Source organism: Heyndrickxia ginsengihumi (genome assembly GCF_011008565.1).
Lineage (GTDB): Bacteria > Bacillota > Bacilli > Bacillales > Bacillaceae_C > Weizmannia > Weizmannia ginsengihumi.
Genome location: NZ_JAAIWK010000004.1, coordinates 152,036 through 170,760, shown reverse-complemented (window position 1 = coordinate 170,760; position 18,725 = coordinate 152,036). Strand labels below are relative to the sequence as shown.

At 36.1% G+C, this 18,725-nt stretch carries 15 protein-coding genes and 1 other RNA gene; 4 read left to right on the top strand and 12 right to left on the bottom strand.

Annotation, left to right across the window (positions count from 1 at the left end; translation table 11 throughout):
- Positions 1–100: 100 nt before the first annotated feature.
- Positions 101–3,199 carry an efflux RND transporter permease subunit gene (locus G4D61_RS04635; RefSeq protein ID WP_025727099.1) on the top strand — a complete coding sequence of 1,033 codons (3,099 nt, stop codon included), beginning with the start codon at positions 101–103 and terminating at the stop codon, positions 3,197–3,199.
- Positions 3,200–3,854: 655 nt separating this feature from the next.
- A complete protein-coding gene (katA, locus tag G4D61_RS04630; RefSeq protein ID WP_025727100.1) occupies positions 3,855–5,315 on the top strand; it encodes a catalase KatA in 1,461 nt (486 codons plus the stop codon).
- 215 nt (positions 5,316–5,530) lie between these two features.
- On the opposite strand, the gene G4D61_RS04625 is transcribed toward katA, so the two are convergent.
- From G4D61_RS04625 to G4D61_RS04590, 8 genes are all read right to left on the bottom strand, one after another.
- Positions 5,531–6,103, bottom strand: a complete 573-nt coding sequence (locus G4D61_RS04625) for an undecaprenyl-diphosphatase (RefSeq protein ID WP_025727101.1) — start codon at positions 6,101–6,103, stop codon at positions 5,531–5,533.
- A gap of 32 nt (positions 6,104–6,135) precedes the next feature.
- The gene (locus G4D61_RS04620) at positions 6,136–6,843 is read right to left on the bottom strand and encodes a polysaccharide deacetylase family protein (protein ID WP_035353093.1); all 708 of its coding nucleotides are present in this window, start codon (positions 6,841–6,843) and stop codon (positions 6,136–6,138) included.
- Between the two features lie 49 nt (positions 6,844–6,892).
- Positions 6,893–8,122, bottom strand: a complete 1,230-nt coding sequence (locus G4D61_RS04615) for an MGDG synthase family glycosyltransferase (protein WP_231472987.1) — start codon at positions 8,120–8,122, stop codon at positions 6,893–6,895.
- Between the two features lie 123 nt (positions 8,123–8,245).
- Complete coding sequence (locus G4D61_RS04610; RefSeq protein WP_025727104.1) at positions 8,246–9,097, bottom strand: hypothetical protein; 852 nt, start codon at positions 9,095–9,097, stop codon at positions 8,246–8,248.
- Between the two features lie 11 nt (positions 9,098–9,108).
- Positions 9,109–9,618 carry an anti-sigma factor family protein gene (locus tag G4D61_RS04605; RefSeq protein WP_025727105.1) on the bottom strand — a complete coding sequence of 170 codons (510 nt, stop codon included), beginning with the start codon at positions 9,616–9,618 and terminating at the stop codon, positions 9,109–9,111.
- 4 nt (positions 9,619–9,622) lie between these two features.
- Positions 9,623–10,153, bottom strand: a complete 531-nt coding sequence (locus G4D61_RS04600) for an RNA polymerase sigma factor (RefSeq protein WP_025727106.1) — start codon at positions 10,151–10,153, stop codon at positions 9,623–9,625.
- Between the two features lie 190 nt (positions 10,154–10,343).
- Positions 10,344–10,937, bottom strand: a complete 594-nt coding sequence (locus G4D61_RS04595; protein ID WP_025727107.1) for a DedA family protein — start codon at positions 10,935–10,937, stop codon at positions 10,344–10,346.
- Positions 10,918–12,081 (bottom strand): MGDG synthase family glycosyltransferase, encoded by a 1,164-nt coding sequence (locus tag G4D61_RS04590; protein WP_025727108.1) that lies wholly within the window; start codon positions 12,079–12,081, stop codon positions 10,918–10,920. Before G4D61_RS04590 ends, G4D61_RS04595 begins: the two co-directional genes overlap by 20 nt.
- 223 nt (positions 12,082–12,304) lie before the next feature.
- Between G4D61_RS04590 and hpaB the strand changes: the two genes are divergently transcribed.
- Positions 12,305–13,765: a 4-hydroxyphenylacetate 3-monooxygenase, oxygenase component gene (gene hpaB / locus G4D61_RS04585; protein WP_025727109.1), complete on the top strand. Its 1,461-nt coding sequence runs from the start codon at positions 12,305–12,307 to the stop codon at positions 13,763–13,765.
- A gap of 160 nt (positions 13,766–13,925) precedes the next feature.
- Here the strand turns inward: hpaB and G4D61_RS04580 are convergent, their stop codons facing one another.
- Positions 13,926–14,525, bottom strand: coding sequence for an acyl-CoA-like ligand-binding transcription factor (locus G4D61_RS04580; protein ID WP_025727110.1), 600 nt, complete (start codon positions 14,523–14,525; stop codon positions 13,926–13,928).
- A gap of 92 nt (positions 14,526–14,617) precedes the next feature.
- Entirely contained in the window at positions 14,618–16,123 is a 1,506-nt protein-coding gene (locus G4D61_RS04575; RefSeq protein ID WP_163173325.1) for a DHA2 family efflux MFS transporter permease subunit, read from the bottom strand.
- 464 nt (positions 16,124–16,587) lie between these two features.
- On the opposite strand from G4D61_RS04575, the gene G4D61_RS04570 reads away from it, so the two are divergent.
- Entirely contained in the window at positions 16,588–17,658 is a 1,071-nt protein-coding gene (locus G4D61_RS04570) for an LLM class flavin-dependent oxidoreductase (RefSeq protein WP_035353088.1), read from the top strand.
- Positions 17,659–17,771: 113 nt separating this feature from the next.
- Here the strand turns inward: G4D61_RS04570 and ssrA are convergent.
- Together ssrA and smpB are read right to left on the bottom strand one after the other, a co-directional pair.
- Positions 17,772–18,133, bottom strand: a transfer-messenger RNA (tmRNA) gene (ssrA, locus tag G4D61_RS04565).
- Between the two features lie 114 nt (positions 18,134–18,247).
- A complete protein-coding gene (gene smpB / locus G4D61_RS04560; protein ID WP_025727113.1) occupies positions 18,248–18,712 on the bottom strand; it encodes an SsrA-binding protein SmpB in 465 nt (154 codons plus the stop codon).
- Positions 18,713–18,725 lie beyond the last annotated feature (13 nt).

Sequence of the window (18,725 nt, the reverse complement as noted above, 5' to 3'; positions counted from 1 at the left end):
ACCTTGATTAATAATGACCAGTCAGTTATATTTTATATCGATATGACCAGTCAGTCAAATTACGTATATATGACAAAAATTTACAAAGGAGCACAACATCTTGAAGCATATTATCAATTTCTGCCTAAACAATAAGTTTGCCATTTGGTTAATGACATTAATCGTGGCATGTGCAGGGATTTATGCAGGAACCAATATGAAATTAGAAACAATTCCGAACATAAATACCCCTGTTATTATGATTTCAACTACCTATACAGGTGCAACACCTCAGGAAATTGAAGATAAAGTAACAGCGCCAATAGAACAAGGTATTAAAAATCTATCAGGTGTGCAAAATGTTACGACAACGTCTACACAAAATAACTCTTCCATACAAATTGAATATGACTATTCAACAGATATGGATCAAGCAAAAAATGATATTAAAGAAGCACTTGATAAAGTAGACTTACCAGATAATGTTGACAAACCAACGGTCTCAAGAGTGAGTCTCAATGATTTTCCGATTCTTTCTTTAAGTATAACAGATAAAAATAAATCATTCGTAGATTTAACAAAAACCATTGAGAATGACATTGTCCCACAATTACAAAGTATTGATGGTGTCTCTCAAGTACAAGCTTCAGGACAATACGTCCAAGAAGTACAATTGGCATTTAAACAAGATAAATTAAATGCATTAGGATTAGATGAAAACACTGTACAGCAACAAATTCAAGCTTCTAACGTTTCTGTCCCTCTTGGTTTAATCAATTTTGGAAAAAAAGATAAATCCGTTGTCATTGACGGAAATGTAAAATCGTTGGATCATTTTAAAAATCTTGCTATCTCTTATACGCCAAAAACACAAGCAAGTGCAGGCAGTACTGCCGCTTTAAGTGGACAAGCTAGTAAACAAGCAACAGGTATTCCAACAGTCAAGCTAAAGGATATTGCAGATATTAAAGTAGTTGGCAAGCATGAAACCATTTCGAAAACAAATGGGAAAGATTCAATTGGTATTACTATTACAAAAGCAGCTGATGCAAACACTGTTGATGTAGCAAATGCTGTCAATAAAAAAATCGATAAATTTGAAAAAGACTATAACGGCTTAAAAGTTACAAAAATATTAGATCAAGCAACACCGATTGTCGATTCTGTAAAAACAATGTTAGAAAAGGCAATCATTGGTGCAATTTTTGCTGTGATTATTATCCTTTTATTTTTACGTAACTTCCGTTCAACGATTATTGCGGTTATTTCAATTCCAATGTCAATCTTTATTGCGTTTATTCTTTTGAAACAGATGGATATTACGTTAAATATTATGACATTAGGAGCGATGACCGTTGCAATTGGCCGTGTAATAGATGACTCGATTGTCGTCATTGAAAATATTTACCGGCGTCTCACAAATCCAGCTGAAAAACTAAAAGGTAAAGAGCTTATTCGTGAAGCAACGAACGAAGTGTTTAAGCCAATCATGTCTTCTACAATCGTAACAGTGATTGTCTTTATTCCTTTAGGTTTAGTAAAAGGAATGGTTGGGGAATTATTTATGCCATTCGCCCTAACTTTAGTATTTTCACTATTAGCATCATTACTGATTGCCTTAACAGTTGTTCCGATGTTCGCTCATTCTTTATTTAAAAATGGTATTAAACTTAAAAAAGTTGAGAATCATCGCGAGCATGGAAAACTTGCAAGCTTTTATAAAAAAGTTTTGAATTGGTCACTTAACCATAAACTGATTACATTTGGATTAGCTTGTCTTCTTTTAGTAGGAAGTCTTGCACTCACTCCATTAATTGGTGCGAGTTTCATGTCAGACGACACCCAAAAGGTTGTGTATGCTACTTATTCTCCTGATCCAGGACAAACACTTGGAGATGTTAAGAAAACAGCCGCAAAAGCAGAAGATTATTTGCTTAAGCATAAAGGTGTAAAAACCGTCCAATATTCTATCGGAAGTTCTGCTTTTAGCACACAAGATAATTCTGCAGTATTTGTCGTTGAATACAAGGATAGTACGAAAAACTTTGATAAAGAACCAGATAAAGTGATTAAAGCAATGCAAAAAATGTCTAAACATGGTACTTGGAAGTCTCAAGACTTTGGATCAACATCAAGTAATGACTTAACAATGTATGTTTATGGAGACAACATGGATGAAATTAAGCCTGTTGTAAATAAAATTGAGCATATTATGAAACAAAACCATGACTTGAAAAACGTTGAGACAAGCTTATCAAAAACATATGATGAGTATGCATTAGTTGCAGATCAAAACAAATTGAGCAAATTAGGATTAACGGCTGGTCAATTAGGAACAGGACTTTCTCAAGCTGGAAATCAGCAAGTTCTAACAACCGTCAAAAAGGACGGGAAAGAATTGAATGTCTATGTTCAAACGAACAAGGAAAGCTACAAAAATATTAATGAATTAACGAATACAAAGGTTACAACTTCTTTAGGAAATAAAGTAGCCCTTAAAGATGTCGTAAGTGTGAAGAAAACAACGACACCAAACTCAGTAGAAAAACGAAATGGAAAGATTTATGCAAGTGTTACCGGAAAAATTACTTCATCAGACGTTTCTAAAGTCACACAAAGCGTAAAAGGTAAAGTAGATAAACTGGACGTACCAAAATATATTGATATCTCAACAGGCGGAGTATCAGAAGATATGAAAGACTCCTTTACAAAATTAGGGTTAGCGATGCTTGCAGCTATTGCGATCGTCTATCTCGTTCTAGTGATTACATTTGGTGGCGCACTTGCTCCATTTACAATTTTATTCTCATTACCATTTGCGGTTATTGGTGCATTAGTTGCTCTATATTTAGCACATGAAACGATTAGTGTCACTGCAATGATCGGTGCTCTAATGCTAATCGGTATAGTTGTCACAAATGCGATCGTATTGGTTGATAGGGTGATTCATAAAGAGAACGAAGGGCTTTCAACTCGTGAAGCATTGCTTGAAGCTGGAGCAACTCGTCTTCGCCCAATTCTCATGACAGCTATTGCAACGATCTTTGCACTTCTTCCTCTCGCTTTAGGATATGGCGGCGGAGGCTTAATTTCAAAAGGACTCGGTGTTACCGTTATTGGCGGTTTAGCAAGTTCGACATTATTGACCTTGCTAATTGTTCCAGTTGTTTATGAATTTTTAATGAAGTTTACAAAGAAAAAGAAAACAATAAATGAATAATTGAAAAAAAGAAGCTGCAGATACACTTGTTTTTCAAGTTTATCTGCAGTCTTTTTTATGTTAGATAGATGTTTTGTTTTGAAATTCATGATAATTGAGCTGATCCTAAAAATAAGAGATCTCCATTAAATAATAGTCCTAATGAGGTTTGACTGTATTCTAACTTGTTTCTATATAGAAACAACTATTTTTATTGAGTAAATATATTAAAATTATAAAAATTTCTTTAAATTAAGATTTATGATTTGAAATGTTATGCCCCTTTATCATACACTTTAATAAATAATATCCTCACAGTATTCATACTCAAACATATGTAATTGAAAATCTACCAGTATAAATGAAAATCCTCTCTATTATTTCAAGTAGTAATTGACTTTCGCTCCAGGATGCTTGCTTTCCGCGGGCGGATGCTGTGCCCCTCGGCGTTGCACGCCTGTGGGGTCTCAGCGATGCCGCTTTTCCCGCAGGAGTCTCGCATCCTTCCGCTCTAATCATTTTACGAACAGTTGTTGTAAAAACAAGTTTAAGAAAAAATCTCCAAATTATTAGTACTAAATTTATTTTATTTAAAATAATTATAAATAAATATTGATTTTTATTATAAAGATGTTATCATCTAATTATAATTATTTTAATTAAAGGTGGGGATCACATGAGTGACAATCAAAGAAAACTAACAACTAGCTGGGGAGCTCCAGTTGGCGATAACCAAAATTCTATTACAGCTGGGCATCGAGGACCTACATTAATTCAAGACGTACATTTACTAGAAAAATTAGCGCATTTTAACCGCGAGCGTGTTCCCGAACGTGTTGTTCATGCTAAAGGCGCAGGTGCACACGGTTATTTTGAAGTTACTAATGATGTTACAAAATATACAAAGGCTGCATTCTTATCAGAAGTTGGTAAACGCACACCTCTATTCGCCCGCTTCTCTACTGTTGCCGGAGAACTGGGATCTGCTGACACTGTGCGCGATCCACGTGGTTTTGCCGTCAAATTTTACACCGAAGAAGGAAATTATGATTTAGTTGGAAATAATACGCCTATTTTCTTTATTCGTGATGCGATTAAATTCCCAGACTTTATTCATACACAGAAACGTCATCCAAAAACTCATTTAAAAAATCCAACAGCGGTTTGGGATTTTTGGTCCCTTTCACCAGAATCTCTACATCAAGTCACATATTTAATGGGTGATCGCGGTATTCCTGCTACATTGCGCCATATGAATGGCTATGGCAGTCATACTTACAAGTGGACAAATGCTGAAGGAGAAGGTGTTTGGATTAAATATCATTTTATTTCCGAACAAGGTGTGAAAAATCTTGATGTAAAACTTGCTGAAAAACTTGCCGGAGAGAATCCTGATTACCATGCCGAAGATTTATTTAATGCAATTGAAGATGGAGATCATCCTGCATGGACATTATATGTGCAAATTATGCCTTTAGAAGATGCAAATACTTATCGCTATGATCCATTTGATGTAACAAAAGTATGGTCTCATAAAGATTACCCACTTATTGAAGTTGGGCGCATGGTATTAAACCGTAATCCTGAAAACTATTTCGCTGAAGTTGAGCAAGCTGCATTTTCACCTGGTACGCTTGTCCCTGGTATCGATGTATCTCCAGATAAAATGCTGCAAGGTAGACTTTTTGCTTATCATGATGCCCAACGCTACCGTATTGGCGCAAATTATAATCAATTGCCAATTAACCGTCCACGAGTAGAAGTAAGTAATTATCAGCGTGACGGATATATGCGTGGTGACGACAATGGAGGCGGCTCTGTTTATTATGAACCAAACAGCTTCGATGGTCCTAAAGAAGCACCGGAAGCAAAACAAGCTGCATATCCGGTTTCAGGAGTTGCTGAAAGTGTTGCATATGATCAAGATGACCACTATTCACAAGCAGGCGCACTTTACCGTTTAATGAGCAAAGAGGAACGTACACGTCTTGTTGAAAACATTGTAAATGCGATGAAACCTGTTGAAAAAGAAGAAATTAAACTTCGTCAAATTGGGCATTTCTACAAAGCAGATCCTGAATATGGTACACGTGTCGCAGAAGGACTTGGCTTATCTGTGCCAGAAGAAGTTAAGTAATAATAGTGGAATAGAAGTCTTATTCAGCTCTGCCGTATAAATGTTTTATTATTTTCCAATATAAATGAAAGAGGCTGGGACAAAAGTATATTAACTAAAGAAAACCCGCATATTGTGCTCCAATCTCGCTCCGGAGCTGATTTGTGCAATGTTCGTCTTTAGCTAACTATCCTTGAATTTTGTCCCAACCTCTTTTTACTATTCAACCATGCAATTTATGAAAATCTTTTTCTAATGAGTTTTTCAACCAAACTGTTATAGCCATTAATAATAGAACGAACCAATGGATCAACATATCTTTCAACTTTATAAATGGCAATAGACACTACTAATGCAATAACGATACTTGCAGCAACATCCATTGGATAATGGTGGCCAACATAAACTCGTGATATCCCGGTCAGTATAGCACAGCCAATCATGACAGAACCTAATTTGCGATTTCGCAGCCAAAGGGCAAAGGCAATAGCAAAAGTCCCTGTTGCATGATCACTTGGAAAAGAATCATCCTTAGCATGCGGCAATAAAATATGAATATGATAAGTTACAAATGGCCGCGGTTCATAATACAAAGAACCAATTAGTACATTTAAGAGTAAGCCAACAATCCCAGTTATTCCCGCATATAGCACAATGCTTTTTAATTGTGACTTTCCTGCTAACCATGCTATGAGTAACACAATCGCAAATAATAGAAAAGCATCACTCGTAAAAAATATCATGACATCATCTAGTAGATGACTATGTCCTGATAAATTATGAATCAAAAAAAATAGCTGACTATTCATTTGTAGTAAAATCTCCCTTACTAATCCTTCTTTTAGAAATGATGATTCATCATTTCATCAATTCGTACACAATGATATCCTCTACTATGAACTTCCTGCAAAACAATTTTTAATCCTTCAATTGTATAATGGGGCGCATCTTCATCTGCCCCCCATGTTTCCCCACAATCGTGCAATAAAATAATATCTCCTGACTTCACATTGTTCAGGATACCTCTCACTCTTTTCTCAGCCCCACCTTTACTTTTCCAATCACCGACCATTAATGACCATAAAATCGTATGGAAGCGCGGATGAATAACAAAATCAAATATATTCATCATTCCCCATGGAGGACGATAAAATTTCGGCTTTTCTCCGATGATGCCCTCTATAATGTTTGCAGAACGATCGAGGCCCTTTTTAATTGTCCAAGGATACATCAACCAGTTACAATGATGGATATAATTATGAACCCCAATTAAATGTCCTTCCTCGTGCATCCTTTTGATGAGTGCAGGATACCGTTCTGCTCTTTCTCCAACTACAAAAAAAGTTGCCTTTACACGATGCGCTTTTAAAAGGTCTAACAGCTCAGGCGTATAAATTGGATCTGGCCCGTCATCGAATGTAAAAGCAATTTCATTCTCCCTTTTCCCTTTTTTAAATGCGCCAACTCCTGCCCAAGTAGATAACATGTATGGAATAATTGCATAAATCATTAACAATATAAAAAGTATTAATACTGCAAAAATGAGCACAGATTGACATCCTTCCTTTAATTCTCAATAAAAGTAACGAGCTCTATATTTATTGCCCTTGATTCATCAGTAGTGATTTTTTCCTCATCCGGGCGTATCTTTTTCTTTTTAAAAACTGTGTCGGCATTTCAGGTGGTTCATGATATTGAATGTCCTTTGAGCGATCAATAATCTTTAAAGCTCGGAAAGCAGATTCTTTGTTTTGAATTTGCCGAGTTTGCACCTTCATTGCTTCAAGTTCTCTCTGATTGCTAAGTAAACATGTGATCTGCTCAATTACTTCCCTTCCATCTTCTGCTTGGACAGCAACTCCAGAATGTATTAAGAAACGAGCATTATCCTCTTCCTGACCTGGCAATGGCTTGTACAAAATCATTGGCAGCTCCATTGCAAGTGCCTCAGCTGTCGTTACTCCACCCGGCTTCGTAATCATTACATCTGATACAGCCATTACATCATGAACATAATCTATATATCCTTTTATATGAAATATATGTTTTGACGATATGAGCTGTTTGTTTAAACGAACTCGTAATTTTTCATTATGACCACATATGATGATGAACTGAACAGGGAATGGGATGTCATTTAGTTTTTCCGTCTCTAAAATACCATTTCCCATCATCCCATCTCCGCCGCCCATAATGAGTACCGTAGGAAGATCAGGACGAAAATGATATTTTTTCAATATGTCTTCTTTCTTCCTTTGTTTAAGAAAACTAGGTTTAATTGGAATACCTGTACAAGAAATTTTAGAACCTGATATACCAAGACGAATTAACTTTTGCCGCATATTATATGACCCTACTAAATAATGATCTGTATAGGGATGTAACCAGGAACTATGATAACTATAATCGGTTATTACTGTTACGAGCGGAATGGTGATCAGTCCGTATTCTTTTAACTTAGAAATGACACTAGACGCAAATGGGTAAGTACTGACTATAACAGATGGCTGAACCATCTTTAACATTTGCAGCGCCTTTTTCATTCCGCCTGATAATAATGTATTAATCGTTTTAGAAAAAACAGACTGGTCATACGTTTTCTCATACATGTAACCATAAATATGCGGACATGTTTTTAAACTTTTCATATATACATAATGGCTTAATGGATAAAGATTGGGATGTACCCACTCCATAAAATCTACAATCGTTGCTTCTGTTTTGGGAGAACGGATATTGATAGCTTGTTTTATTGCATGTGCAGCCTGTACATGCCCTTCTCCAAAGGAACCCGTTAAAATGAGAACATTGTCTTTTCCCTCTATCATCATTAATTCCCCTTGTCTATTTATCTACATGTTTCAAATCATACTTATCCTTCTAAATTGAATGTACATTGAAAAGACAAAGCTTCATCTTAAAAAGTTCATTTTAATTTTTTTGCAAAAATGTTAAACATTCCCTTTCCTTTTTCTTCTTTCTTTTAGTTTTCGATAAATTGAGGTAATGGATAATCCAAGTGAATACCATAATAAAATTAAAAATATGATTCCTCCAATAAGTGGAATATTCATTAAAGCTGTTAGAAGAACAATACCGACAAATAATGCCAGCCATTCCGGTTTTTCACGAACAATTGCAAACTCCTTGCCTATTTCCCTGCTCAAGAAAACAAGTCCAATTATAAATGAAACAAATATGCCTAAAAAGACAATAATTACAAGGGGAATTGCAATAATCGTTACGGTTAAAAATATGCTTAATGCACTTAATGCAATCGTCCCCATAAAACCTGTCAAAATTAATTTTCCAGGAGTAAAATACACCGACTTAGAATCAATTGAAATTCGCTTTCTCATCAAAACGCCAACGAGAACAGTTAATACAATTAAAATGAGACTAACAGCCAATCTCATAAACCATAGCGTCAAGATGATTGTTCCAGCAAAGATTAGACTGTGTAATGTTTCATTGTTCAAATTCACATTAATGACATGTTCTGTAATTTTTGCACCTTTTTCTTGACTAACCTTTCCACCTAGAACAAAGACAGAACCTCTAATGTCTGCGCCTTTTTTCACGGTAAGATTCCCATTTATGACAACAACAGCTGTTTTTACCTTCCCACTAATGACGGCATCATCGCCTAGGACAATAACATTTTCCAATTGTTGATTTTTAGGAATAACCGTTTGCTTATTGTGAATAATATTTTTTGGCTCTTTTGCAAATGCCGTATTAAAGATCGCCATGCTAACAATCATAACGGTGATAAAACTAATAATAATTCTGCGCCCTTTCAAGATAAATCCCCTCACTCTTCTACTGGTTTGATTCGTAACAGACGAAAGACGGACCATGAACAGAATGCTAAAATAATGAAGGTAATCACGCCGATAATGCCAAATAAGTTAGGCACAGTTGAAAGTAATGATACAGCTAAGTTAAATGCACTAATGAAAATATTAACAAGCGCAGAACCGATGTTAATACCAACATAGAAGCTAGCCCTAAATAATGGATACATCAATACGCTCAATATGGCGAAACATAGTACAAAAAACCAAATAAATCCTCGATAACTTAAAACCATTCGGACTTCTTCATTTAATATTTTCGCAGTAACTGCTTTTTCAAAATTCATACTAGGAATTTCAATATCCTGATAAAAACGGATCATCTCTTCTTGAATCATCTTTAAATGATCCAATTCTTGTTGACAAGATGGACAAACGGAAATATGTCTTTCTACAACAAGTAAATCCTTTTCATCTAATTCATGGTCAATATAGGCAGACAACAAATCTTCAACATGCTCACCCATTTTATCACCCTCTCGAGAGCTCGTTTTTTAATATTTTTCTTGCAATATTGATTCGTGATTTAACTGTTCCTAGAGGGATGTCAACAATTTTTGCAATCTCATCGTAAGAATAGCCTTGGATATCACGTAACACTAACACACTTCTATGTTCAGGAGATAGCTTTTTCATAGCTTCCTGTAATTGTATTCTCATGTTAGCCTGCTCGATATTCGATGCACTCTTGCTAACTTCCTGTTCATCTATCTCTGTTTGCATGGACGTTTTTTTCTGAATCTTTTTTAAGCGGTCATAGCATAAATTCGTCACAATCCTCGTTAACCACGAAACAAACGCATATTCATGATCCAATTTTGATAATGAATAATATGCTTTGACAAACGCTTCTTGGGCAATATCCTCTGCCTCCATTCGATCATTGACCATTGCATAGGCGTGCCGGAATACTTGTCCTTTATACATCGTAATAAGAGCAGAGAAGGCATCGACGTTTCCATTCTTTGCTTTACGAATTAATTTCTTTAAATCTTGCTCCACCCTTTTCAACTCCCTCTAAACGAAGCGAGGTAACGATCTAATTTTAAAAGTAGACGATTATTTCTCATATTCAAATTCTATTAACCGACTATTTTTCGGAAGTCTAATTATATTTAATAATGAACAATTCCTATATGTCAAAGTTAATCCCTTTAATAAATGATTCATACGGTTAATCTCCTCCATGATCTCATTCTTTCATGTTTGCTCTATACCTATACCAACATTTCATACTAACCAATAAAAATAATAAGACAATTAACATGATCCCTACAGGATAAAGAACAGAAGTACTGTAGCTAAATTGTTTATTTATTTCATATACGAAAGTCAGATAAGATTTCCCGAGAAATAGAACGGCTATACTCCAAGGATAAATTCCTATAAATGTTAAAATACTATACTTCCATCTTGGTATTTTGCATAGACCTGCGACATAAGAAATATAATTTCCGATACTAAACGGTCTAGTAAAGGCGATGGTCCAAACACCAAAACGCTGAAATAAGCACTGCGCTTTTTCAATGCCCTTTTGAAATTTCTTAGGAATCTTTTTTTGTAGCGCTGAAGAGATGTAATACGGTATAAAACTTGAAATCGTATAAGTTATTGCCATCAAGACTGCCGTGAATAATATTTGATTACAATTTAAATGCGAAACAGCCCCATAAGATACTAAGATAAATACACCTGGGAATGGAAGGGATGATCCTTCAATCAGCATCACAATGCAAACCCCAATGATGCCCATTCCTTGTATCATGTCAATAAGATGTTGAAACATATAATTGATCCCTTTTACTTCTTCTCATTGGTTTATATGGATGATTAATAGCTGCCGCTAAAATAGCTTGCAATTTCAACTTGCTTACATCAATTTCTAAATGATAAGCATTCACATTTTGATAATAATTCTTTAAAATATTCTCATTCATTAATACTTCCTGCAGTTGCTGCTCTATCGACTTGTCACCTGCAAGCTCAAAGACTAAACCTTTTTCTTTTAAAAAAGCTAAATTGACTTTTTCTTGTCCAGGCAAACTAGCGTGAATAAAGATTGGAATCTTTTTTTGGATTGCCTCACTTATCGTCACACCCCCAGGTTTCGTAATGACGGCATCAACTTGATCGTACAAATAACTCATTTCTTTTCGGGAAGAAACATACGAAATCGGTTTGATATGCGGTAATTTCCATGATTGTATTTGTTGAAACAACGCTTGATTGTTCCCGCATAAAACAAAGTAATCAAATTGTAGATTATTTCTCACTCTTTTTAGTAGACGCTTCATATCACCTAAACCACTATTGCCGCCTGTAATTAAGATTTTTTTTCGTTCGACTTGTTTACGAAAGTGAGTATTCATTTTAAATTCTTCATCTATTGGAATCCCTGTTATATAAATGTTTCTTTCGTTTACTCCTTCATTTATTAACTGTAATTTTATTTGTTTATTTGGAACAAAATGTAAATCAATTTCTTGTTTTCCCCACATATCATTTATAAAAAAGTCTGTGTAGGCGTTAATAACTGGTACTTTCAGACCTTTTTTTATTTTTAAGCGCGCAAGTAACATTGACGGAAAGCTATGGGTACATATAATTAAATGCGGTTGCTCTACATTAATTAACTGCTCCATTCTTTTCATAAAAAGATGGTTATATATATTTATTAGCGATGTCGAACCAGACTTCGAATAAATATAAGTTTTATAGAGCCACTGATATATATTTGGCGCTCTAGAGATCCACTCTAAATAAGTCTTTGTTACGACTTTCTCTAACGTTTTATTTGTATAGGAAATTAAATCAATTTTTTTTACTAAAACCTCTTCATTAAGATTTTCTATTTTATTGATTAATGCCTCAGCAACCTGATGATGACCAGAAGGCATTTGCAACAATGGCATGACTAATATTTTTTTCATTTATTCTCCTCCATAGGAAGTAAAGCATTCATGTAAAAGGACGGACAACTAATAGGAGAAGTTCATATGATTTTTTTCATATTGCAGATTTCAATGTGAATGTTAAATAAGTTTCCGACTCTTTTTTAAAAGGAGAGCTTTTTTAGTCGATAATGAAACCTTTTCTCACCACTTTATTCGTCCCCGAATAACATACATATTGAGCAAAAGGATGGTGAGGAAAATGCCTATTATTTCAGGAAAAGAATATATTGAAAGAATTAATGCTTTGCAAACTGATTTATGGATGGACGGGGAAAAAATTAAAGGAAAAATTTCTGAACATCCTGCGTTTGAAGGAATTATCAATAGCCAAGCTAAGTTATATGATTTACAATGTGACCCAACAAAATCTGATCTAATGACATTTACATCTGGCACAACGGGAAATAAAATAGGTACATCATTTTTGGAACCTAAAACAAAAGAAGATTTAGAAAAACGAAGGCTGATGACACAAGAGTGGGCAAAAGTAAGTGCCGGAATGATGGGAAGATCTCCCGATTATATGAATACGGTGCTAATGACTTTTGCTACTGCCTCAGACATTTTATCAGAACAAGAGAAAAGATTTACGAAAAATATGCAGCAGCTGTTTGAAGATGCGAAGGAAAATGATTGGTGCTTTACTCATACATTTATTAATCCGCAAAAAAATAGAGCAGTATTACAATCATTTTTTGATGAAGACAAAGATCAAATTATTGCTGCACAAACAATGGAAGAAAATAGTGATGGAATTGTCATACAAGGAGCACGCTTATTAGCAACCCAGGGCGGTATTACTGACGAAATTTTAGTTTTTCCTGCCCCTTCTGGAGCCTTTAACGAAAAACATGCATATGGCTTCTCGATTCCAAGCAACACCCCTGGACTAAAGTTTATTAGCCGTGAATCATTCCGATATCGGCCATCTTCATTTGATCATCCACTTGGATCACGTTTTGACGAGGTGGACACGGTTGTTGTGTTTGATCATGTGACAGTTCCTTGGGAAAGAGTTTTCTTTTATAAAAACTCAGAAATTGCTTATAAAATTTACAATGAGAGCAGCTACAACCCATTAACTGCACATCAAGTCCTTTCCCGTCGCATTATAAAAATTGAATTTATTCTTGGGTTGACACAAGTTTTGATTAGTACGATCAATGTTGGAGAGTACCAACATATACATGAAAAAGTGAGCGATATCATTATTGGTTTAGAGTCATTAAAAGCGCTTCTATTAACTTCAGAGTTACAGGCAACAATCGATAAGTGGGGAACAATGGTGCCAAACTCTACACAATTAGATGTTGCCACCAATTTATTTCCGAAACTGTATGGACGCTGCATGGAAGTTCTTCAGCAAATTGGTGCTAGCGGGCTTGTTGCCATACCAACCGAAAATGATTTTTCCTCACCTTTAAGAAGTGATCTCGATATTTATTTACAAGGGGCAGCGGAAAATGCCGAAAATCGTGTAAAAATCTTTCGACTCGCCTGGGATACTTCAATGAGTGCGTTCGGTACACGGCAAGCTTTATACGAGCGCTTTTTCTTTGGAGACCCCGTAAGATTAGCCAGTAAACTATACTCAATTTATAATCGGGAAGACGAAATCAAGCACGTCCGCCAGTTTCTCCAACTAGATAACAAGGAATGAGAAAATAGGACAGCTGATGTCGTTTGAGACTCAGTTTGTAAGCCTCATAGAGTTTGCAACAAATGAGTGTAGAAATTACTCACTTTTAGCATACTTATCCTAATAAAAAAGCCGAATAAGTGATATTTATCGATTATCACCTATTCGGCATTTCAACTATTTATAAAGGTAATCCGGATTCTAATAATGCTAAAGCATCATCAATTGCCTCTAAAATATCGCTTTCTGGATGTTTAAAGACATACATCCACACTGACATCATTGCACCTACAAGCGAGCCTGAGAATACTATAATTGCTTGGTCTTCAAAATCACATCCAACTCTTTCAGCAACAATTTGCGAGATCATTTCAATTGTATTTGTAAAATGCGTAAAAGATGCAACACGTAATTCTGGAACACCTAACGTTAATTCCACTCTCTCCTTAATTGCTTGCATTTCCTCTTCTGGAAGTCTAGAAAACACCGCTTTTACAGCAACTCGGCATGCTTGAATCGGACTTAATTCCTTTGGCTGTTTTTTGAATTCTTCAACTAACATTACATCATAATCATCATCCAACACGACAGATTCCTTCGTTGGAAAATACCGAAAAAAAGTGCTTGAAGAAACTTCAGAAGCTTCAGCAATCTGTTCGACTGTCGTCTCCGTATATCCCTTTTCACGAAATAAACGCAATGCATTTTGCTGAATAATTGCCCTTGTCTTCGCCTTTTTTCGTTCACGCAGACTCGGTTTTTGCTGATTTTCGATAGACAAGTTTTCACCCCCGCCATACAATTGTACCCATTTTCAATAAGTATCCGATACTATCTAGTTTACAATTTTATGCTGGGAGGCACAATATTTGATCAAGCTTTGTTTGCCTTCTTTGCACCATGTTGTTTATGGGGCAAGAATAAAAAAGCAAGCAGACAACCGATTATAGCGATGCCTGAACATCCAATTAACATCATATCCATTCCATGAATAAATGCTTTTTGAACAGAGTCTAATAATCTATTAAATTTTAATTGTTTAGCAATCACAACTCCTGCAGAAACACTTTGCTCCACCTTTTCCGTTACCGTCGATGGTAAACCTTTCATATTTAAATGATGACGATAGCTTGAATTAATGACCGTACCTAAAATCGCCACGCCAATAGTCCCTCCAACCTGCCGAAGTGCCATAATAAGTGCAGAACCAATTCCGCTTCTTTCTGCAGACAATTCAGCAAGTGCCGCGTCCATTGAGTTAGGCAGTGATAATCCAAGACCAATTCCTGAAATAGTTATCCATAGAGCAGCGAACCAATAGCCGCTTTCTAGATCTGTCCATGCGCCAATTCCTAATCCGATCGCTAGCACTAGAAAACCAATTGCGACGTTATTCTTGCTCCCAATTCTCTTGCTTAACTGATCTGAAATCTTCGCTCCAACCATTAAGCCAGCAATCATAGGTAATAGGCGAAGTCCAGTTCCAAATGTATCATATCCTTTCACTGCCTGAAAAAATTGAGGAATTGCAAAAAGTAAACCAAACATCGCGAAAGAAACTAATGTAGCTAAAATTGATCCCCAAGTAAAACTAGCAGAACGAAATAATGATAGATCAATAAGTGGATGCTTCGTATAACGTTGCCATATCGTAAATATTCCCAAAATCACTACACCAACAATTAATAAAATGATAACACTAGCATCACTCCAACCTTTTTCACCTGCTCTAATAACTGCGTATGTGACCATCGTTAATCCAATACTAGATGTAAATATCCCAAGATAATCAATCTTTGAAGAAATCTTGCTGCTATTTTCTGGCATTAAGAAAGAAATTGCAACTAGACCAATGACAACAAAAGGTATATTGATCCAAAATACTGAACCCCATTCGAAGTGCTTTAACAACCACCCTCCAACAATCGGTCCTAAAGGTATTCCTAACATATTCGTTATTGCCCAAATCATCATCGCCCTTGACCGTTCTTCACCATGAAAAAAAACAGGTAAAACTGATATTGACAAAGGCAAAAGAAATGCGGCACCTAACCCTAAAAATACGCGCATAGAGATTAGCATCTCTGGAGAATCAGAATTAGCACAACCAATTGATCCTGCTCCAAAGACAAGTAAAGCAATTAACAGCATCTTTTTACGGCCGTATCGGTCACCAAGCATTCCTGCTGGTAATAACAACGCTGCTAACACAAGATTATATGAATCTGCGAACCATTGTAATTGACTTGTAGAAGCATTCAATGAAGTAGCCAATGTTGGAAGAGCAACATTTAATACGGTCATATCAAGACCAACAGCTAATAACGCAAATGATAATGCTCCCAATATCCACCATTTCTTTGTTTCCTTAGTTCCCATTATTACTCCGCCTCTCCATTTTCAAAATATATATCTTGAAGGTAAATTCATAAAGAAAGTTTATAACAAATGAAAGTTACTGTCAATATAATATGAATGTGACTTCCATATTATATTAACCCTCATTTTTAAGCAATAAGTAAACTTACAAAAGTATTTATAAATTCTTCTAATCCCTTTTGAATTAAGCAGTCATAAACATTGTTTCAACTGTGTTTAATTGTCCCGCTAATGGAATCGTTCTCTATCATGCTTATTTAAATAATACTTGCATTAGGTTGGGTACCCATTCGGATCGTAAGAATATGCTATAAGTAAAACTGATAATTGGTGAAGTTACAGAAGAATGATGAGCTTTCATACAAGTAGGGAAATTACTTTATTGGAAGTCCTATCCGTACTTTAACAGAGAAATTTCCCTAAACACCAATATTTTAATTGTAGAATTGTAGGAGGAGAGAAACATGAAGGAAGATCTCGCAGGCAAACATGCCGGTATGGAAATCGGAATATATTCATTGGCTGATGTAAGACAAGATCCACATACTGGAAAAACGGTCAGTACAAAACAACGTATTCAAGAAATCATTAAAGCAGCGAAAATGGCTGATGAGGCAGGGTTAGATGTGTTTGGCGTCGGCGAACATCATCGTCTTGACTACGCCGTATCTGCACCGGCGATTGTTTTGTCTGCGATTGCACAAACAACAAAACAAATCAAGCTGACAAGTGCTACGACCGTATTAAGTACAATTGATCCTGTCCGTCTTTTTGAAGATTTTGCTACCCTTGATCTTCTATCAGATGGGCGTGCGGAAATGATGGTTGGACGCGGGGCCTTTATAGAGTGCTTCCCCTTATTTGGTTATAGCTTTGAACATTATGATCAATTATTCGAAGAAAACATTGATTTACTTTTGAAGCTGAACTCAAGTGAAAAAGTTTCTTGGAAAGGACAATTTCGTTCAGAATTAATGGATGCAGAAATTTCACCGCGCCCTGTCCAGAAGCATCTTCCGGTATGGATCGGAGTTGGTGGAACTTTAGAAAGTGCTGCCAGAGCAGGAAGATTGGGAACAGGGTTAGCACTGGCAATACTTGGAGGAGATCCCGCCCGTTTTAAACCGCTTGTCGATATATATCATCAGTCTGCTCGTGAGGCTGGTCATGCACAGGAAGACTTGAAGGTCGGAGTAACAGGGCATTGCTATATTTCGGAAACGAGTCAAAAGGCAAAAGATGAATTCTTTCCTTATTACTTAAATTATTGGGGATATTCCAAACAGCCATCTGAAACGAATACCCCTATCTCTAAAGAAGATTTTGAACAAATATGTGGACCTGATACTGCATTATTTGTAGGAAGTCCGCAGCAAATTATCGAAAAAATTATGCGCCAATATGAACTGTTCGGTCATCAACGATTTATTGCCCAAATGGACATAGGCGGTATGCCATTTAAAAAAGTGGCGGAAAATATCGAAAAACTGGCAACCGAGGTTGCGCCTGTTATACGTCGGGAAACAAGCAAATAATATTGTTTCCCACTCTTGGAAAGCCCCATATAATAAATAAAGCATAAGCTCTCCATTCGGAAAACTTATGCTTTATATTTGTATGTATACCACCAAATGGTTAATTATGTATTTGGTGGAGACGGTGGGAGTCGAACCCACGTCCAGAAATATCGACACCTAAGCATCTACGAGCGTAGTCGATATATTTTCGTTTCGCAGCTTCTTCTGCCTATCGACGGGCGTCCGAAGTGCTAGCCTGATTCATCTCTTCCATCGTCCCCAGGCGGAGGACAACCGGCGTAGCCCACTAAAGTTGAGACCCTGACCCTACCACATGGGCGATGGAGGGAGGATCCGCTTAGTGCTTATTAGGCAGCTAAAGCGAGGTTTTGTTTAGATTTGCCAGTTATATTTAGGCTTGCGTTTTTACGAGGACGACCCCTCGGCTCGCAACTTAAGCTCAAACTATCCCTGTCGAATCCGTAACGTCCCCGTATAAAAAAGGAACAATATAGATTGAGATGTTTAAGCAAATTGCATTAACTGGCTTCGTTACATAAATTATTATATCATGAAAACATCATTATTCAAACGTTAAGTTTTTCCATTAATATTGCTTTGCTTTAAACGCTCTTTCAATTTCGCGTTTCGCTTCTTTTTTCTTTAAATCCTCACGTTTATCATAATTCTTTTTACCACGTGCTAGTCCAATTAAAACTTTCGCATATCCATTTTTAATATACATTTTTAATGGAACTAAAGAATATCCTTGTTCCTTCGTTTCACCAATCAATTTATTGATTTGCTTGCGTTGAAGAAGTAATTTTCTCGTTCTTAAAGGATCATGATTATAACGATTTCCTTGCTCATATGGGCTAATATGCATATTATATAAAAACACTTCTCCCTTTTCAATTCGGGCAAATGAATCTTTTAAATTGACACGTCCAGCACGAATCGATTTAATTTCAGTCCCTTGAAGCACTATCCCTGCTTCATATGTTTCTTCTATAAAATAATCATGATTAGCCTTCCTATTTTGAGCAATAACTTTTCCTTCACCTTTAGGCATGTGTTTCCCCTCT

Excerpts from the sequence above, each read along its gene's own strand:
- smpB (WP_025727113.1), bottom strand. The coding sequence starts at position 18,712 with ATGCCTAAAGGTGAAGGAAAAGTTATTGCTCAAAATAGGAAGGCTAAT.
- G4D61_RS04570 (WP_035353088.1), top strand. The coding sequence starts at position 16,588 with ATGAAGGAAGATCTCGCAGGCAAACATGCCGGTATGGAAATCGGAATA.
- hpaB (WP_025727109.1), top strand. The coding sequence starts at position 12,305 with ATGCCTATTATTTCAGGAAAAGAATATATTGAAAGAATTAATGCTTTG.
- G4D61_RS04590 (WP_025727108.1), bottom strand. The coding sequence starts at position 12,081 with ATGAAAAAAATATTAGTCATGCCATTGTTGCAAATGCCTTCTGGTCAT.
- G4D61_RS04595 (WP_025727107.1), bottom strand. The coding sequence starts at position 10,937 with ATGTTTCAACATCTTATTGACATGATACAAGGAATGGGCATCATTGGG.
- G4D61_RS04615 (WP_231472987.1), bottom strand. The coding sequence starts at position 8,122 with ATGATAGAGGGAAAAGACAATGTTCTCATTTTAACGGGTTCCTTTGGA.
- katA (WP_025727100.1), top strand. The coding sequence starts at position 3,855 with ATGAGTGACAATCAAAGAAAACTAACAACTAGCTGGGGAGCTCCAGTT.
- G4D61_RS04575 (WP_163173325.1), bottom strand. The coding sequence starts at position 16,123 with ATGGGAACTAAGGAAACAAAGAAATGGTGGATATTGGGAGCATTATCA.
- G4D61_RS04625 (WP_025727101.1), bottom strand. The coding sequence starts at position 6,103 with ATGAATAGTCAGCTATTTTTTTTGATTCATAATTTATCAGGACATAGT.
- G4D61_RS04605 (WP_025727105.1), bottom strand. The coding sequence starts at position 9,618 with ATGGGTGAGCATGTTGAAGATTTGTTGTCTGCCTATATTGACCATGAA.